General features: G+C 58.2%; 16 protein-coding genes. 7 read left to right on the forward strand and 9 right to left on the reverse strand.

All coding sequences use genetic code 11. The features are described from left to right. Positions 1–5: 5 nt before the first annotated feature. From abgT to NI40_RS10000, 3 genes are read right to left on the reverse strand one after another with little or no spacing between them, the layout of a single operon-like run. Positions 6–1,532, reverse strand: coding sequence for a p-aminobenzoyl-glutamate transporter (abgT, locus tag NI40_RS09990; protein WP_029740288.1), 1,527 nt, complete (start codon positions 1,530–1,532; stop codon positions 6–8). A 41-nt stretch (positions 1,533–1,573) separates the two neighbouring features. After that, entirely contained in the window at positions 1,574–3,019 is a 1,446-nt protein-coding gene (locus NI40_RS09995; RefSeq protein ID WP_039262721.1) for a M20 family metallopeptidase, read from the reverse strand. After that, entirely contained in the window at positions 3,019–4,329 is a 1,311-nt protein-coding gene (locus NI40_RS10000; protein WP_039262719.1) for a M20 family metallo-hydrolase, read from the reverse strand. Before NI40_RS10000 ends, NI40_RS09995 begins: the two co-directional genes overlap by 1 nt. A 175-nt stretch (positions 4,330–4,504) precedes the next feature. Between NI40_RS10000 and NI40_RS10005 the strand changes: the two genes are divergently transcribed. Both NI40_RS10005 and smrA read left to right on the forward strand, forming a co-directional pair. Further along, entirely contained in the window at positions 4,505–5,416 is a 912-nt protein-coding gene (locus tag NI40_RS10005; RefSeq protein ID WP_039262718.1) for a LysR family transcriptional regulator, read from the forward strand. A gap of 354 nt (positions 5,417–5,770) precedes the next feature. Further along, a complete protein-coding gene (gene smrA, locus NI40_RS10010; RefSeq protein WP_039262716.1) occupies positions 5,771–6,334 on the forward strand; it encodes a DNA endonuclease SmrA in 564 nt (187 codons plus the stop codon). A gap of 27 nt (positions 6,335–6,361) precedes the next feature. Here smrA and tcp read toward each other — a convergent pair whose 3' ends face one another. Next, complete coding sequence (gene tcp / locus NI40_RS10015; protein WP_039262714.1) at positions 6,362–8,023, reverse strand: methyl-accepting chemotaxis citrate transducer; 1,662 nt, start codon at positions 8,021–8,023, stop codon at positions 6,362–6,364. 144 nt (positions 8,024–8,167) lie between these two features. Here tcp and NI40_RS10020 point away from each other — a divergent pair, with 144 nt between their 5' ends. Beyond that, positions 8,168–9,034: an aldo/keto reductase family oxidoreductase gene (locus NI40_RS10020; protein WP_039262712.1), complete on the forward strand. Its 867-nt coding sequence runs from the start codon at positions 8,168–8,170 to the stop codon at positions 9,032–9,034. A gap of 45 nt (positions 9,035–9,079) precedes the next feature. Here NI40_RS10020 and NI40_RS10025 read toward each other — a convergent pair whose 3' ends face one another. Then, on the reverse strand, positions 9,080–9,280 hold the full coding sequence (locus NI40_RS10025) for a hypothetical protein (protein WP_023311485.1): 201 nt from the start codon (positions 9,278–9,280) through the stop codon (positions 9,080–9,082). A 287-nt stretch (positions 9,281–9,567) separates the two neighbouring features. On the opposite strand from NI40_RS10025, the gene umuD reads away from it, so the two are divergent. Together umuD and umuC are read left to right on the forward strand one after the other, a co-directional pair. Further along, positions 9,568–10,002 carry a translesion error-prone DNA polymerase V autoproteolytic subunit gene (gene umuD, locus NI40_RS10030; RefSeq protein ID WP_039262711.1) on the forward strand — a complete coding sequence of 145 codons (435 nt, stop codon included), beginning with the start codon at positions 9,568–9,570 and terminating at the stop codon, positions 10,000–10,002. After that, positions 9,986–11,248 carry a translesion error-prone DNA polymerase V subunit UmuC gene (umuC, locus tag NI40_RS10035; protein ID WP_039262709.1) on the forward strand — a complete coding sequence of 421 codons (1,263 nt, stop codon included), beginning with the start codon at positions 9,986–9,988 and terminating at the stop codon, positions 11,246–11,248. Before umuD ends, umuC begins: the two co-directional genes overlap by 17 nt. A gap of 12 nt (positions 11,249–11,260) precedes the next feature. Here umuC and NI40_RS10040 read toward each other — a convergent pair whose 3' ends face one another. After that, positions 11,261–11,530: a hypothetical protein gene (locus tag NI40_RS10040; RefSeq protein ID WP_033145359.1), complete on the reverse strand. Its 270-nt coding sequence runs from the start codon at positions 11,528–11,530 to the stop codon at positions 11,261–11,263. An 83-nt stretch (positions 11,531–11,613) separates the two neighbouring features. Continuing rightward, complete coding sequence (locus NI40_RS10045; RefSeq protein WP_039262708.1) at positions 11,614–12,501, reverse strand: LysR family transcriptional regulator; 888 nt, start codon at positions 12,499–12,501, stop codon at positions 11,614–11,616. Positions 12,502–12,598: 97 nt separating this feature from the next. Here NI40_RS10045 and NI40_RS10050 point away from each other — a divergent pair, with 97 nt between their 5' ends. Next, a complete protein-coding gene (locus NI40_RS10050) occupies positions 12,599–13,654 on the forward strand; it encodes an SDR family oxidoreductase (protein WP_039262706.1) in 1,056 nt (351 codons plus the stop codon). 39 nt (positions 13,655–13,693) lie between these two features. Here the strand turns inward: NI40_RS10050 and NI40_RS10055 are convergent, their stop codons facing one another. Continuing rightward, a complete protein-coding gene (locus NI40_RS10055) occupies positions 13,694–14,674 on the reverse strand; it encodes an NAD(P)H-dependent flavin oxidoreductase (protein WP_039262705.1) in 981 nt (326 codons plus the stop codon). Positions 14,675–14,809: 135 nt separating this feature from the next. Here NI40_RS10055 and NI40_RS10060 point away from each other — a divergent pair, with 135 nt between their 5' ends. Further along, positions 14,810–15,694, forward strand: coding sequence for a LysR family transcriptional regulator (locus tag NI40_RS10060; RefSeq protein ID WP_039262746.1), 885 nt, complete (start codon positions 14,810–14,812; stop codon positions 15,692–15,694). Here the strand turns inward: NI40_RS10060 and NI40_RS10065 are convergent. After that, positions 15,666–17,120 (reverse strand): aminotransferase-like domain-containing protein, encoded by a 1,455-nt coding sequence (locus NI40_RS10065; protein ID WP_039262704.1) that lies wholly within the window; start codon positions 17,118–17,120, stop codon positions 15,666–15,668. The genes NI40_RS10060 and NI40_RS10065 overlap by 29 nt on opposite strands. Positions 17,121–17,202: the final 82 nt, after the last annotated feature.

Here is a 17,202-nt window from a genome sequence, read left to right on the forward strand (position 1 = left end):
TTCCTTTAGTTCAGCCTCGGGTAAATCCCCGGCCCAATCGGCAGGCCGACAAGATACCATGCCACCAGCATCACCAGCCATACCCCTAAAAAGATAAGCGGGTAGGGTAAAACCAGCGAATAGTAGGTACCCAGTTTGGCCTCGGGTTTATAGCGCTGCAGGAAGCCTAAAAACAGCGGAACAAACGGCGAAACCGGCGCCAGCGGAATCACCGAGGAGTCCGCGATGCGGAACAGGATCTGGGCAAACGCAGGATGAAAACCCAGCATCATAAACATCGGTACGAAGATCGGGGCCAGAATCGACCAGATGGCGGAGCCGCTGGCGATAAACATGCACAGCAGGGATGACAGCAGCGCCAGGCCGACAAACGCCGGTACGCCGCTTAGCCCGGCAGCCTCCAGCGCGTCGGTCAGGCCCACGGCCATAAACTTGCCCATGTTGCTCCAGTTAAACATCGCCACAAACTGCGCCAGCGGGAACACCATCACGATAAATCCCGCCATCTCTTTCATCGGCTCGATCATCAGCTGCGGCAGATCGCCCTGACGGCGGATCTTACCGGTCGCGATACCGTAGGCGAGCGAAACGACAAAGAAGAAGAGGATAATCAGCGGCACGATGCCCTGAATAAACGGCGACGGCAGGACGGTATGTTTAACCGGATCGCGCAATATACCGTTTTCCGGCACCACCATCAGCGCCACCAGCGCGATAAAGGCCAGCGAGACAACGCCCGCCACGCGCAGGCCGAAGCGCTGCTCTTTGCTCAGGGTTTCCAGCTTTTCATCGCTACGGCCTTCCCATTTACCCAGCCGCGGCTCGATGATTTTATCGGTAATCAGCCCGCCGACAATCGTCAGGACAATGACCGAGCTTGCCATAAAGTACCAGTTGTCGATCACGCTGACGTGCATGGCCGCATCGATGGTCTTCGCCGCCTCCGTGCTGATGCCAGAGAGCAGCACGTCGGTGGTGACGATCAGCAGGTTAGCGGTAAATCCGCAGCCCACGCCCGCAATCGCCGACAGCAGGCCCGCCACGGGATGACGCCCGACGGCGAGGAAAATCAGCGCGCCCATCGGCGGCATGATCACCAGCGCGGCGTCGGAGGAGATATGGCTGAAGAAGGCGATAAACAGCACCATATAGCTGGCGTAACGCGCGCTGACGTGAGAAGCCATCTTCACCATTAATGCGGGCAGCAAGCCCACGCGTTCAGCCAGCCCGGCGCCCAAAACCAGCGCCAGAATGGCGCCCAGCGGGGCGAAGCCGCTGAAGTTTTTGATGACGTTGGGTAAAAACCAGTGCAGCCCGTCAACGCTGAGCAGGTTCTTTACCGCCACCAGGCTGCCGTCAGCCGGGCTGCGCACGCTCACGTCAAAGGCGGAGAGCACGGCGGTGGCGACCATTAAAATCACAATCAGATAGATAAACAGCAGGAAAGGGTGCGGCACTTTATTGCCGATCCTTTCAACCCAGCCATAGAGCTTACCGGATGGGGAATGCGAAGGTATGGATGACATACTCATGGGCGTTCCTCGGGAGTGTTGTGTTGTTGTGTTGTGTTTTTTTATTTTAAAGGTGACGGTGTCACGCCCTGTGGGATCGGACACACGTACGGTTTTTCTTGTATTTGTTGTTCGAACTCTTCACGGCATTTTTTCAGCAGCGCCGCGTCCTGCAGCAGATTGAGTGCGGTCGCCCCCATCACTTTTCCGGCCAGCAGCATGCCTTTGTGGGCAATGGAGGTACGCCCCTGCGCCACCAGTTGCCAGGTGTGCAGCGGCGTGCCGACGGTAAAGCAGGGGCTGAAGCACTGGGCGACCGGCATTTTCCAGCTGACGTCGCCCACGTCGGTTGAACCCGCCAGCACGTTGTCGGTGATGGCATAGGGCGCGACTTCATCCACCAGCAGCGTCTCCTGATGACGCCGGGCAAAGGCTTTACCCGCGTCACCGCCCGTCGCGGCAATATTTTTCAGGCTGTTTTGCAGATCGTTGGGCGTCAGGGTGGCGCGGATCTCGCGGGCGAAGGCGCGTTCTTCCTCCGTCCAGAGCGGCGTGCCGTAGTGCTGCAACGCGCGATACATCGCCGCTTCAAGCGTGCGGTTCGGCAGGTAGCTGGAGCAGGCTTTATCAAAGCGGCACTCGACGGTGGTTTCGGTCATCATCGCCGCGCCCTGGGCGATTTTCTCGATGCGTTCGTAGATCTGCTGCGCATCGGCCATCTCCGGGGCGCGGATCAGGTACAGCACCTCCGCCTGCGCCTGCACCACGTTGGGCGAAATCCCGCCGGTGTCGGTGATGGCGTAATGGACGCGCGCTTTCTCAATGATGTGTTCGTTAAGGAAGTTGGTGCCGGTGGTCATCAGCGTCACGGCGTCGAGCGCGCTGCGTCCCAGATGGGGGGAGTTGGCCGCGTGTGCCGCCACGCCGTGAAAACGCCAGGCGGCCTGAATATTCGCCAGCGTGCTGACGTTAAACATCCCGGCGAAGGCTTCCGGATGCCAGGTGACGGCGGCATCGACGTCATCAAACAGGCCTTCGCGCACCATAAAGGTTTTCCCGGAGCCACCTTCCTCGCCGGGACAGCCATAAAAACGCACCGTTCCGCTGCCGCCGTGCTGCTCCAGCCAGCTTTTCACCGCCACCGCGCCCGCAAGCGCCGCGGTGCCTAAGAGGTTATGCCCGCAGCCGTGGCCGTTGGCTCCCGGCGTGTCGGATTGCGCCGTCGCGCAGTGCGCCTGCTGGCTTAGCCCGGCCAGCGCGTCGTATTCGCCCAGCAGGGCGATGACCGGTTTCCCGCTGCCGAAGCTGGCGATAAAGGCATTTGGAATACCGCCGGCCTCGCGCGTCAGCGTGAAGCCCTCGGCCTCAAGCTCGCTGGCGAGCCGCTCGGCGGACCAGAACTCTTCAAAGCGGGTTTCAGGACGATCCCAGATCGCATCGGCAATATCGGTTAACGTCCGACATCGCGTGTCGATCGCATCGGCAATAAAAGCGTAGTTCTCCTGCATTACACACCTCGCGTCCACGGGAAATTGAGCGCAGTTCGCGCCAGCGTTTCAATGGCAATCGCCATGACCTGCTCATCGAAGTCGAATTTTTCGTTGTGATGTCCGGCGCTCAAATCGGTGCCGAACACCATATAGGACGCCATGCCGCCGTTCTCCTGCACGCGGGCCATCATCAGCGTGGCGTCTTCGGAACCCGCTGGCGCTTTCACCTTATCGATGGCGTGAATAATCCCGGAAACCTGGCTCGCCTGTTCGCGCAGGTAATCAACCCACGCCGGTGTCGGCGCGCTGGACGTCGCGGCGCCCATCAGGCGCATCTCGGCGCTCACGCCGTAGAGCGCCGCTGCGCCGGTAATGACCGCCTGCGCGCGTTCAAAGACGTACTGATTAATCGCTTCGGTTTCGCCGCGCGTTTCAACCTTTATCAGGGCATTGGCGGGCACCACGTTGCGTCCGCTGCCCGCCTGCATCACCCCGACGTTCACCCGGGAGGCGCCGTCGCTGTGCGGGGCGATGCTGTGCAGGGCGAGGGCGGCCTGCGCGGCGGCGAGCAGGGCGTTACGTCCGTCCTCCGGTTTACCGCCCGCGTGTGCGGCAACGCCGGTAAAGTTCACGTCGAACTTGGTGGTGGCCATAAAGTTATCGCTGCCGCAAATCACCGTTCCGGCAGGGACGCCGGTACCAATATGAATAGCCGTGAAATAGTCCACGTCGTCCAGCGCGCCGGCGGCAACCATGGCGCGCGCCCCGCGGGTGCCTTCTTCGGCTGGCTGGAAGATCAGCTTGATGGTGCCGTTGAGCTGCGCGTCATTCTGCTTAAGCACCTGCGCCAGCCCCAGACCAATAGCGGTGTGGCCGTCGTGCGCGCAGGCGTGCATCATGCCCGCGTTGCAGGAGGCAAACCCGTCGCGGAACGGGCGATGGCTTTCATCCAGCGCTTCGCTTAAATCAAGGGCATCCATGTCGACGCGAAACGCCAGGGTCGGTCCAGGGCGGCCGGTATTGAGGGTCGCCACAATGCCGGTAAACCCGCCTTCAAACGGCGCCAGCCATTTCTCAGGCGCGCCCTGCGCCCGCGCGCGGGCAAACTCCTGCGCCAGGGTAGCGGCATCGGGCAGCCCCATCCGGCTTTCGGCATCGACGACGTCGCGGCCCATCGCCAGTTCGTAGCCCAGCGAGTCGAGGATTTCCGCGACTTTCGCGGCCGTTCGAAACTCTACCCAGCCGGATTCCGCGAAATGGTGAAAATCGCGACGCCATGCGCTCAGCTGCGGGGATAGTGTCTGGATGTACTGCGCCAGTGTGTCCATATCTGTTCCTGTCATCATTAAAATATGTGAACTGCTTCACGCTGTGATAGTTTTTACTTATCACTAACCGATTTTTCACAGTTTTAACCGTTCAGGAATTACCCTCGCACATCCCTTTCCATTAAAGTAGATGACAGTTTCTTTACTCTGATAAACAACGGTTATCGGTCGGGCTATGACATTCCAGATTAAATTTCATCAAATCCGGGCGTTTGTTGAGGTAGCGCGTCAGGGCAGCATTCGCGGTGCCAGCAGGACGCTGAATCTTTCCCAGCCGGCGCTGACCAAATCCATCAAAGAGCTGGAGGAGGGCATGGCGGCGCAGCTTTTCGTGCGCAGGAGTAAGGGCGTCGCGTTGACCGAATGCGGTGAGGGCTTTTACCAGCGCGCCAGGTTGATTCTGGAAGAGCTGCGCGCGGCGCAGGATGATATCCGTCAGCGGCAGGGGGAGCTGGCCGGGCAGATCAACATCGGGATGGGGGCCAGCGTTTCACGCACGCTGATGCCCGCCGTTATCACCCGCTTTCATGCGCAGCATCCGCAGGTCAAGGTGAGGATTATGGAAGGGCAGCTGGTGTCGATGATCAATGAATTACGCCAGGGCGAACTGGACTTCACCATCAACACCTATTATCAGGGGCCTTACGACCAGGAATTTACGTTTGAAAAGCTCTTCGAAAAACCGTTTGCGGTATTTTGTCGGGAGGGGCATCCGGCAATGGGGGCAACGTCAATTAATGAACTCCTGCATTATAACTGGACAATGCCGACGCCGCGGGGAAGTTATTATAAGCAATTAGAAGAGGTATTTAGCGATCGTTCGCAAATACCGCGAATTGGTGTGGTTTGCGAAACATTTTCTTCCTGTATTAGCCTGGTCGCGCAAAGTGATTTTTTAAGCATATTGCCGCAGGAGCTGGGCTGTGACCCGCTGCTGGCGCACCGTCTGGTCATGCTGCCGGTTATCGAATCGCTTCCTAAAGCAACATATTATTTAATTCAGCGCCGTGATTCACGTCAGACGCCCCTTGCTGAGTCATTAATTACGCAGTTCAGAAGGGAAGCGAGAAAAATAATCGTCGCGTGAAATGCAGATTAAAAAAACAGGATCTGCCCGACATCAGACAGACCCTATAGTACACACAGCAGTGCGTCCTTTCGCCAATCCTGGGTATTATTTCCATGAGGCAGGTATATTTAGGTATAACACCTTTCCCGAAAAATGAAAGGCTGGCGAGTGATTGATTTCACGAAATTTTAACATAAATCACGTATTTTACCTTTGCTGAAATTTTAGTTAAGTCTTATTTAAATCTATTTAATAATTACTATATATATTCATCAGGTTAATATTATTGCCGCGCATTGCCCCGTAACGGTGATTGAGGCCGGTCTCTGGCGCAGGTATAGTACAGTCCTCAGATGCAGCCGGAGGATGTCCATGAACCCTGACGACAAATCATTTTTTCTTGACGCCATGGAAGATGTCCAGCCCCTGAAGCGCTGCGCGGATATTCACTGGCAGCCCAGCCGCAATACGCGGACGCGCGAGGAGGTGGATAGCGAACAGCTGGATAACTTCCTGACGCTGGATTTTCTTGACATGCTTCCCCTGGAAGAACCGCTGGCGTTCCAGCGTGAAGGGGTACAGCAGGGCGTTATCGATAAGCTGCGCTCGGGGAAATATGCCCGCCAGGCCAGCTTAAACCTCCTGCGTCAGCCCGCCGAACGCTGCCGTCAGATGCTCTATTCTTTTATTCGCCAGGCCGGACGCGACGGGTTACGCAATCTGATTATCATTCACGGGAAAGGGCGCGAGCAGAACTCGCATCCCAACGTGGTGCGCAGCTATCTGGCGCGCTGGTTAACCGAGTTCGAGGAAGTGCAGGCCTTCTGCGCGGCGCTGCCGCATCACGGCGGCAGCGGGGCATGTTATGTTTCACTGCGAAAATCAGATGAGGCAAAACGGGATAACTGGGAGCGGCACGCCAAGCGCAGCCGCTAGCGGGCGATCTTCTCGCCCGCCTGAGACTCAGAACGTTTCCCAGTTGCTGTCGGTGGAGGCGGTTGTCGTTGCCGGACGCAGCAGCTGTGGCGTTTTCAGACTGGCGGGGCGTGGGGCGACCGCCTTTTCTTTGCCGTTCAGACGAAACGCGGCTACCGCCTGGCGCAGCTGCTCGGACTGATCTTCCAGTGCCGCAGCCGCCGTGGCGGACTCCTGCACCAGCGCGGCGTTTTGCTGCGTCACGCTGTCCATCTGCGAAACGGCCAGGCTCACCTGCTCAATACCGCGGCTCTGCTCGTCAGAGGCTGATGAAATCTCACCCATGATATCAGTCACGCGGGTGACGGCGGCGACAATTTCCTTCATGGTGGTGCCAGCCTCGCTAACCTGCTCAGAACCGGTATTCACCCGGCTGACGGAGTTCTCGATAAGCCCTTTGATCTCTTTCGCCGCCTGCGCGCTGCGGCTCGCCAGCGTACGGACTTCACCTGCAACAACCGCAAAACCACGGCCCTGTTCCCCGGCGCGTGCCGCTTCCACCGCGGCGTTAAGCGCCAGAATGTTGGTCTGGAACGCGATGCTGTCGATCACGCCGGTAATATGCGCAATTTGCTGCGAACTGTCGGCGATTTCGTTCATGGTGCGAACCACGTTATCCACGACGTGACCGCCGCGCGCGGCCGTTTCAGAGGCGTTTTTCGCCAGCAGCGTGGCCTGACGGGCGTTATCGGAGTTCTGCTTAACCGTCGCGGTCAGCTCTTCCATGCTGGCGGCGGTCTCTTCGAGCGAGGCGGCCTGCTGCTCGGTGCGGGCGGAAAGATCGTTGCTTCCTGCGGCAATTTCGCCTGCGCCGGTGTAGATGGAATCTGTACTTCCCCGTACGGCGCTGACGGTGGTCACCAGCGACTGCTGCATCTCATGCAGGCCCGCGGCCAGCTGGCCCATCTCATTGCGACCGGAGATAGCGATCTCCTGCGTCAGGTCACCCCCTGCAATGGCGCGAATATGGTTCATAATGGAGTGGAGGGGTTTTAACAGCAGGTGCTGTAAACCCTGCCAGATGACCACCAGAACCGCGATAACGGCCAGCAGAATCGCCGCCAGCGTCCACTGCATCTGCGTGAAGCTGCTCTGGTTCTCTTCGGTTGCGGCCTTCAGCAGGGTGTTGTTTTCGGCGCGCCAGCGGTTATAGACCGCTTCCATCTCGTCCTGCGCCTGCTGGGCGTCCAGATCGCCATAGGCCTGGTAGTTGTCGGCACGCAGATACTCAATCGATAGGCGCATCACTTCGTGCATCTGGTTCCAGGACTTCTGCATCTCGTCGGTTAATGCTGCCTCCTGGCCGTTAACCTGCGGCAGCTTCTGCCACTCTTTGTTATAGGCTTCGGCTTTTGCCAGCGAGTCGGCTGCGGTGCCAAGCAGTTTATTGATCGCCGCAAGGGAAGCCGGGTCGCGCTGGTTTTTCAGGTAGCGGATCGCCACGCGGGTGACGGTGACGCGCGTTTTCACCAGCGTGTTCACGCTGTCGCTCAGGCTTTCCTGCTGGGCATTGAGCACGCCGGAATTCTGGAAGTTATGGCGATCGTTGCTGACGGCAGAGTAGAACAACCCTCCCGTGACAACTTGCAACAGACAGAATATGGTGAGGGCAAAGATAATACCGGTAATCACGTGCAAATTTTTCAGCATAGCGGTCGTCCGTTAGAAAGGATGCAGAGGTACACCAATACTATCGTCGTATAGAATTTAAACTTTAATTTAACTCGCGCTTAACTAAGGGCTCCGGTAAGGAACCTGTTGTAAATCCGGATCATTTTTATGAGGAAGGTTAACATGAGCAGCATTGATAAAAGCGGGACGTACGCGCTCGGGACGCGGACGGTAAAACGACTGGGCTACGGTGCGATGCAGCTCGCCGGGCCGGGCGTCTTTGGTCCACCGAAGGATAAGCAGGCCGCGCTGGACGTGCTGCGCGAAGCGGTGGCGGCGGGGGTGAACCACATTGATACCAGTGATTTTTATGGTCCTCATGTCACTAACCAGCTGATCCGCGAGGCGCTTCACCCTTACCGGGACGATCTGACGCTCGTCACCAAGATTGGCGCCCGTCGCAACGACAAAGGTGCCTGGCTGCCGGCCTTTTCCGCGCAGGAACTGACTCAGGCGGTGCATGACAACCTGCGTAATCTGCAGCTGGACGTGCTGGACGTGGTGAATCTCAGAATCATGTTTAGCGCGCACGGGCCGGCGGAAGGGTCAATTGCTGAACCGCTCTCCACCCTGGCCGAATTACAGCAGCAGGGTCTGGTGCGTCATATTGGCCTGAGCAACGTCACGGCCACCCAGGTTGCGGAAGCCCAGAAAATGGTTCCGGTGGTGTGCGTGCAGAACATGTACAACATAGTGAACCGGGGTGACGACGCGCTGGTGGATCTGCTGGCGCAGCAGGGGATCGCGTATGTGCCGTTCTTCCCGCTGGGCGGCTTTACGCCACTGCAATCTTCCGGGCTGAAGACCGTCGCGGATTCACTGGGCGCAACGCCAATGCAGGTTGCGCTGGCATGGCTGCTGCAGCGTTCCCCGAATATTCTGCTGATCCCTGGCACCTCTTCCGTAGCGCATTTACGGCAAAACCTCGCGGCGGGGGAGCTGCGTTTGCCGCCTGAAGCACTGGAAACGCTGAATTCGCTGAGGGATTAAAGGTGACACGCGCAAAGCCTGAAGGATGCTTCCGGCTTTGCGCGCTTAGGCTCCTGTCTGACTTTTCTGCCTGTGCAGCGCTAACGCTTCCGCCACAATCTCCTGCTTGCTCTTACGCGTCTCAAAGGCGGTGGTTCTGATGTACTCCATCAGATCGGGATCGATGCGGGCGCTCAACATCCTGAGATCGGCCTCCTTTGCCAGACCGCGTGCAACACGCTTGTCTGGATAGTCACGGGCTGGCATGGAAAATATTCTCCAGTAAGTCTTGTTAATTCGTTCGGTAAAATATGCTTTTATCTGACTTAAAAGTCAATGTGTAGTTATTTAATAGTGATGTTATTTTTTATAAGTCATAATCTAGATGACTTTTATATGACTTGTGCTGTCAGGCCTGTTAACGGCGGGCAACGTTGCTAAATTAAAACCGCTCAAACTTCAACGCGTTTGGGTTCGCCTTTGGAAATGACCTTGATCCTTGTCCATAATCCGTAATACTGTATTTATATACAGTATCTGGCGAGAAAGGCATTATGGACACTCTCTTTTCTTATCACCCAAAACAAGCCATTGAATTACCTTTGTTTTTAGAACGCGTGGCCTGTGGTTTTCCCAGCCCGGCGCAGGATTATGTGGAGGATCGTCTCGATCTTAACCGGCTGGCAGTCAGACACCCCAGTGCGACCTATTTTATCAAGGTGAGTGGAGACTCCATGATTGGGGCGGGGATCGGCGACGGCGATCTGCTGGTGGTCGATCGTTCGTTAAATGCCGAACACGGGGATATCGTCGTGGCGTCGGTCGCCGGTGAGTTTACGGTGAAAGAGCTACAGACCCGCCCGGTTCTGAGACTTCTGCCGCATAATGCCCGCTATCAGCCGATTACCTTTCAGTCCGAAGAGGAGCTGCAGATCTTCGGCGTCGTCACCCACACGCTCAAAACGCATAAACATGTTCGCGCTGGTTGATGTGAATAGCTTTTACGCCTCCTGCGAACGGGTCTTCCGCCCCGATCTGCAGGGGAAACCCATCGTGGTGGTGTCCAATAACGACGGCTGCATTATTTCGCTGTCGCGGGAGGCAAAGCAGTTCGGCATAAAAATGGGTGAGCCGTATTTTAAATTCAAAGAAAAGCTATATCCGTCAAAAGTTTACGTCTTTAGCTCGAACTATGCGCTGTATGCCGATCTCAGCAGTCGGGTCATGCAGACGCTGACCGATCTCGCCCCGGCAATCGAGATTTACTCCATCGATGAGGCGTTCGTGAACGTTTCAGGGGTCAGCCACTGCCTGTCGCTGGAAGCGTTCGGTCACCAGATGCGCACAGAGGTCTTTAAAAATACGGGCCTAACCGTTGGCGTCGGTATTGCCCCGACCAAAACCCTTGCAAAGCTGGCCAACTATGCGGCGAAACGCTGGGCCAGCACGGGCGGCGTGGTCGATCTCTCAGGCCGCGAGCGGCAGCGTAAGCTGCTGGAAAAGGTTCCGGTAGAGGAGGTGTGGGGAGTAGGGCGGCGCATCACGAAAAAGCTCAACGCTATGGGGATCACCACGGCGCTGGAGCTGGCGGAAGCGTCGTCCTGGGTCATCCGCAAACATTTCAACGTGGTACTGGAACGTACGGCCCGCGAGCTGCGCGGTGAGCCCTGTCTTGCTCTGGAGGAGTTCACCCCCACCAAGCAGCAAATTATCTGTAGCCGTTCGTTTGGACACCGTATTACCCAATATGAAGAGATGCACCAGGCCATTTGCGCCTACGCGGAACGCGCTGCGGAAAAACTGCGCGGCGAGCATCAATACTGTCGTTTTATCAGCGTATTTGTGCGCACCAGCCCGCACGCGGACAACGAAATTTATTACGGCAATCAGGCTTCCGTCACCCTGATGACGCCTACCAATGACTCACGGGATATCATCCGCGCCGCCACGGAGGCGCTGGGGCGTATATGGCTCGACGGCTATCGCTATATGAAAGCCGGGGTCATGCTTGCGGACTTTTTCAGCAGCGGCGTCGCCCAGCTTAATTTGTTTGACGATAATCGCCTGCGCGCCAACAGCGCGGCGCTGATGGAGATGATGGACAGCCTGAATCATTCCGGCAAAGGGAAGATATGGTTTGCCGGGCAGGGTATTGAGAAATCCTGGGCGATGAAGCGTGAGATGCTGTCACCGGCCTATACGACGCGGTACGCCGATTTGCCGGTGGCGAGGTAGAGGATGGTTGCGTTATTTCTTTTGCGTCAACCAGGTTGCCGCAGCCGTCAGCACGCCGATCCACGGCATTTGGCCCGCACCGGCCAGGAAGTTATGGCGATCGATCTCGTTATTTTTACGGATATCGGCAAGCCGAGTAAGCGCCTCTTTTTCATCCGCGGCGCCAATCTCCTCAAACTGTTTTTCAAACCCCTGAGCGATGAGCTGAGCGGCCGCATCGGTGTTTGCGCTCTCGATCGCAATGAGGTTCGGGCCTTTTTGGAAAAAACGGTAATCCGGCATAAGTGCTCCAGAAAGAGGAGGATACGGTAAAAACACTCTATTCCTGGCGGTTAAAAAATGCACGTCATTTACGGCGGAAACAATCAATTTTTCTTGAGTATTTCAGGCAGTAACTGCTCGATTACGCTGACGACCTTTCTGACGCGCTGCGGAATAAAGCGGGCGTCAGGGTAGACGGCATAGAGGAAGCGATCGGGTAACCGCCAGTCGGGCAGCACCGGTACCAGCGTGCCCGCCTGCAGCGCCCTGGCCACGAGCGGTCGCTGCATGCCGCCGATACCCATGCCGGATTCCAGCGCCTGCAGCAGCGCGTCGCTGGTGTTGGCTCGGAAAACGGTATTCACGCTGATCTCGACCGTTTCCTCGTCGGACATCAGGCGCAGGGGGGCATCCAGCGGAACACCGCTGAACCGTACGTGTGGCAGCGTCGCCAGCTCGCTGACGGCGTGTACTACCTGAAAACCGGGTGCGGCAAACAGCGCGGCTTCAATACGCGCCAGCACGCGAGCCGCGTGCGCCTGCGGAGGCTCACTGCCCAGCCGTATCGCGACATCCACGCCCTCCGTTACCAGATCGGCAAGGCGGTCATCCAGGGAAAGCATCAGCTGCAGTTCGGGATGCAGGTGCTGCAGCGCCAGCAGATGCGGCAAAATGATCTGCCCCAGGCCGCTCGGCAACTGGACATGGACGCGTCCCTGAACGCGATGGTCGGCAGGATGTAAACGCCTCTCCGCTTCCCCCATGGCGTCCAGCACAAGCTGCATATCACGCCGGTAACGTTCCCCCTGTTCGGTCAGCTTCATCGTACGCGTCGTACGGTGCAGCAGCACCACGCCAAGCTCATCCTCAAGTGCCGCGATCTGTTGACTGACGGCGGACTGCTTAATCCCGGTCTGACGGGCGGCCGCCGAAAACGAGCCCGCTTCAGCGACGCGTAGAAAGGTAGAAATGGCGGTGAGCTTGTTATTCATTTAATGATTCTGCTTATAAGTGCCATCGGTTTCAGGGGATATCTCCAGAAAAAATAATAGATCACACTGCCTCTGTCACCCTTTGCGGAGAAACACCATGAATAAGATGCAGCAACACAACGTCGCCCTGGTCGCGGGGGCCAGCGGCATTGTCGGCAGACAGCTGGTCAACACGCTCCTGCACCATCAGTGGGAAGTGATTGGCCTCAGTCGCCGCGAGGTAACCCATCCGGACGGCATTTCCATGGTGAACGTCGATTTACTGGATGCGCAGGACACCGCAAGGGCGCTGCACGCCCTGAACGGTGTTACCCACATCTTTTACAGCGCCTGGGCGAACGCGGCGAACTGGACGGACATGGTTGAGCCGAACGTCACCATGCTGCGCAATCTGGTCAGCACCCTCGAAAAAACGGCACCTTTGCAGACGGTAAGCCTGATGCAGGGATACAAAGTCTATGGTGCGCATCTGGGGCCGTTTAAAACCCCGGCGCGGGAAAGCGATCCCGGCGTGCCGGGTGCCGAATTTAACGCCGCGCAGCTCGCGTGGCTCAGCCAGTTTCAGCGGGGGAAAGACTGGCACTGGAATGCCATCAGGCCGGGCGTGGTGGGGAGCCCGGTACCGGGCAATGCCATGAACCTTGCGCTGAGCATCGCCCTGTACGCCTCCCTGTGCAGGGCGCAGGGTTTACCGCTGCGTTTTCCCAGTTCGGAACAGGCCTGGCACAGCATCGTTGACCATACCGACGCCGGGCTGCTGGCAGAGGCAACGCTGTGGGCCGCTGCGTCACCTGCGGCACAGAATCAGGCGTTCAACGTGAACAATGGCGATATCTGGCGCTGGAGCGAGCTATGGCCGCGCATCGCACGCTGGTTTGAACTGGACTCTGCGCCGCCGGTGAGGCTGTCATTTCATCAGCTGTTTAACGACTATCGCGGCGTATGGCGCGAGCTTGCCGAAGAGCGGCTGGAGGAAGCGGATATTTTGCAGCTGAGCGACGGGCATTTTGCCGATTTTGTCTTTGGCTGGAATTACGACATGTTTGGTGACGGGAGCAAGCTGCGCAGGGCGGGCTTTACGCAAATGCAGGCGACCGATGAGATGTTTTTCAGCCTGTTCGCGCAGCTGAGAGCCGCGCGGATTATTCCCTGATGAGCCGGGCGTCCTGGGGCAGGCCAGGACGCCGGGCACTTACTCAACCGTTAACGCATTCACAACTTCGGCCACGCTTTTCACGCTGCGGATGTTCCCAATCCCCGTGCCGAGCGCGATGTAGCCTTCATCGGTATTATCTTCAAGCATGCCCAGGCGCAGGCCCCGTAATCCTCCCATCGCCTTGCCCAGCGCGTCGTTGCTTGCGCCTGCTTTATCCATCGCCGCCAGTTTTTCCGCCAGCTTGCCGGGAAGAGCGCGGTAGTAATGGGGCACGGTGCGGAAAAGCAGCAAATCGAGACCGTTGGCGGCAACGATTTTCTCTTTGACCCCCTGCGGCACGCGGCTTTCTTCCGTGCTGATAAAGACCGACCCGGCAAAAACGCCTTCCGCACCCAATGCATGGGCCGCTCTGGCGGTGCGATTGTCGGTAATGCCGCCCGCGGCCATCACCGGAATGTGCTTCACGGCATCGGCAATCAGCGGCACGATGGAAAAGGTGCCAAGCACCGTTGCGGGTAACGTCCCGCCCTCATCAAAACCGGTGGCGACGATAATGTCAGCCCCCATTTCTTCTGCGAGGCGGGTGTTCTCAGGCGTTGGGTTGATGTCGCGGTAGATAATGGCGATACCCGCCTCTTTTAACTCGCTGAACAGGGAGGGAATAATGCTGCCTTCCCCGTAGCCCGTATACACCACGGCCCTGACGCCTTCGTCTTTCACCACCTGAAGAATAGGCCCAGTCCAGACGTCATTAACGGCCGTGGGGATCAGGTTCACGCCAAAGGGTTTCTCGGTCAGCCGTTTGGTTTTACGAATTTCTTCGCGCATTTTTTCGGCGGTTTCTTCCGGCGTGGAGACCGCGGTGTCGGCGGTTAAACCGGCATTGGGCCCCAGCACGCCGAGCCCTCCGGCATTGCTGACCGCTGCGACCAAGCGGGCATCGGTGAGCCAGGATAACGGCCCCTGAATAACAGGTTTTTCGATGCCCAGGATCTGACAAATACGGTTATTTTTCATAGCAGACTCTCCCTCACGTTTGAATGGGGAAGAGTGTAGGGCGGAGGATTGTTAGGAAAAATAGCCAAAAAGATTCATCACTGTTATAAAATTAATAACAATCATATTATTCTGCTCGCGGCAAAAGCATTCCTTATGCAAATAAACCTCTTTGAAGCTCTTCGAATTTTTATTGAAATTGTTGAGTCAGGCAGTCTTAGCCAGGCGGCGGAGAATCTGCAGATCCATCGTCCGGCAGTCACCAAAGCGTTACAGCTTCTGGAGCAGCACAGCGGCACCCGGCTACTGCAGCGCACAACGCGTCGGATTAGCCTGACCCCGGATGGGGAAGCCTTTTATCGCCGGAGTAAACCCCTGCTGGCGCAGGCGGACGAATTACTGGAGTCGTTTGGTACGGACCGGGCAATACACGGTCAGCTGCGTGTGGATATGCCGGTCTCTTTTGCCACGCAGCGGGTGATACCTAATCTGCCTGATTTTTATCGTCAGCATCCTGAGATCGACATCATTCTGAGCAGCTCTGACCGCCGTCGGGATATGCTGCGGGATGGCCTGGACTGCGTGCTGCGGGTGGGAGAGCTGGACGACGGCGAGTATATCGCGCGTAAAATCGGGAACATCAAAATCACGACCTGCGCCAGCCCGGCCTGGCTGGCAAAACACGGTACGCCAGAAACGCCGGATGATTTACGCAAGCATCAGGCCATCAACTGGATTAATAACCGCAGCAGACAAATTCATCCGTGGACGTTTACCACGCCAGAAGGCATCGCGGAAATTACCCTTCCCGGTAAGCTTGTCGTGGATAACTCCGAAGCTTACATCGCGGCAGGTCTGGCCGGGCTGGGGTTATTGCAGGGGATGAATCTCTTTCTCCAGCCTTACATTGACCGCGGTCTTCTGGTTGAAGTCCTGCCGGACTATCGCTCGCCGGACCGCAAGCTGTCACTGCTCTATCCACACCGCCACCTCTCCCGCAAGGTGCGGGTCTTTACCGAGTGGCTGGAGAGTCTGGTGTGAAAGCGGCCAGCTCGTGACACAGCGCGCCAATCTGTTCTACGGCGTTCAGCAGGCGGGGCGTGGGTTCGTTTGCGCAGTTCAGCCGCAGAAAGTACGTTAACTCCGCGGCAGGGGAAAACAGGGGGCCAGGGCTGACGCCAATACCCAGCGCCAGCGCGCGACGGTGCACCTCCAGCGCGTTGACCCGCTGAGGCAGTTCAACCCACAGCAGGAAACCGGCAGCGGGCACGTTAACGCGCGTACCGGGCGGAAAGCTCGCCTTGACCTGCGCCACGACGGCGCGAACGCCCTCTGCGATCCGACGCTTCAGCCGCCGCAGATGGCGATCGTAGTCGCCGCTCGCCAGAACGTCGCTCGTCGCCGCTTCCAGCAGCGGGGCGCCAGCCCATTCTCCGGCCATGCGGGCCTGTAAGACCTGCGGGGAGTAGCGTCCGGCGGCGATCCAGCCGATTCGCCATCCCGGCGCAAGCGTTTTGGACAGGGAGCTGCAGTAAATCACATTCCCGCTCTGGTCGAATGCCTTGCAGGCCGGAGGGCGTTGCCCCTCGCCGACCAGGTCACCATAAACATCGTCCTCAATTAAAGGAATTTCAGCCTCTTCAAGCAGGGCAACCAGTTCCTGCTTGCGCGCGACGGGCATGCTGGCACCCAGCGGGTTTTGCACAGTGGGCGAGGCCAGAACGGCCGCGGGGCGGTGGCAGCGAATGGCGTCCGCCAGCGGTTCCAGCAGCAGGCCTTCCACAGGGTCGGTGGGGATCGCTAAGGCCTTCAGGCCTAAATCCTCCAGCAGCAGGAGCGTGCCAAAGTAGGCTGGCTGCTCAATCGCCACGACGTCACCCTGCTGGCACACGGCCCGAAGGGCCAGGCGCAGCGCCTGCGTCGCGCCTGCGGTAATAATGAGATCGTCCGCGCCGAACCGGGCTCCCCACTGGGCAGAGCGCGCGGCAATCTTGCTTCGCAAATCCCGCCTTCCCGGAGGCAGGCTGTAGCTCTGTCCATGCGCGTCCAGACGACGGCCCGCAGAGTGCAACGCCCGCTGCAGGGCATCTCCCGGCAGCCACGCGGGATCGGGCAGGGCGGCGCCCAGCGGGATCAGCCGGGCTTCTGCACTGCTGAACAGCGACCGGGCCACGGCGGACATTGTGACGGGGACCGGGCCCGGCGTGGAACGCGCGGGCTCCGCGCGCGCAGGCTGGCTGGTCTGGCGGATGTAATAGCCTGAACGCGGGCGCGCAACGATCAGCCCTTCAGCCTCAAGGCAGCGAAGGGCCTCCAGTGCCGTCGGAAGGCTAACGCGCTCGCGTTCGGCCAGTTTGCGCGCGGAGATCATCCTGTCGCCGGCACGCAGCGCGCCGGACGTAATGGTAAGACGCAGCATATCCGCAATACGGCGATAGTGAGGAGAGGACTGGGACGGGGCAGACATGGGTAACTGTTCAGGCTAATTTTCGATAAAACTGACTATACAGCCATTGATGCGCGCCATCTATAGTGTCCGGCATGTTCAG

Source organism: Enterobacter sp. E20, assembly GCF_000801755.2.
Classification (GTDB): domain Bacteria; phylum Pseudomonadota; class Gammaproteobacteria; order Enterobacterales; family Enterobacteriaceae; genus Enterobacter; species Enterobacter asburiae_B.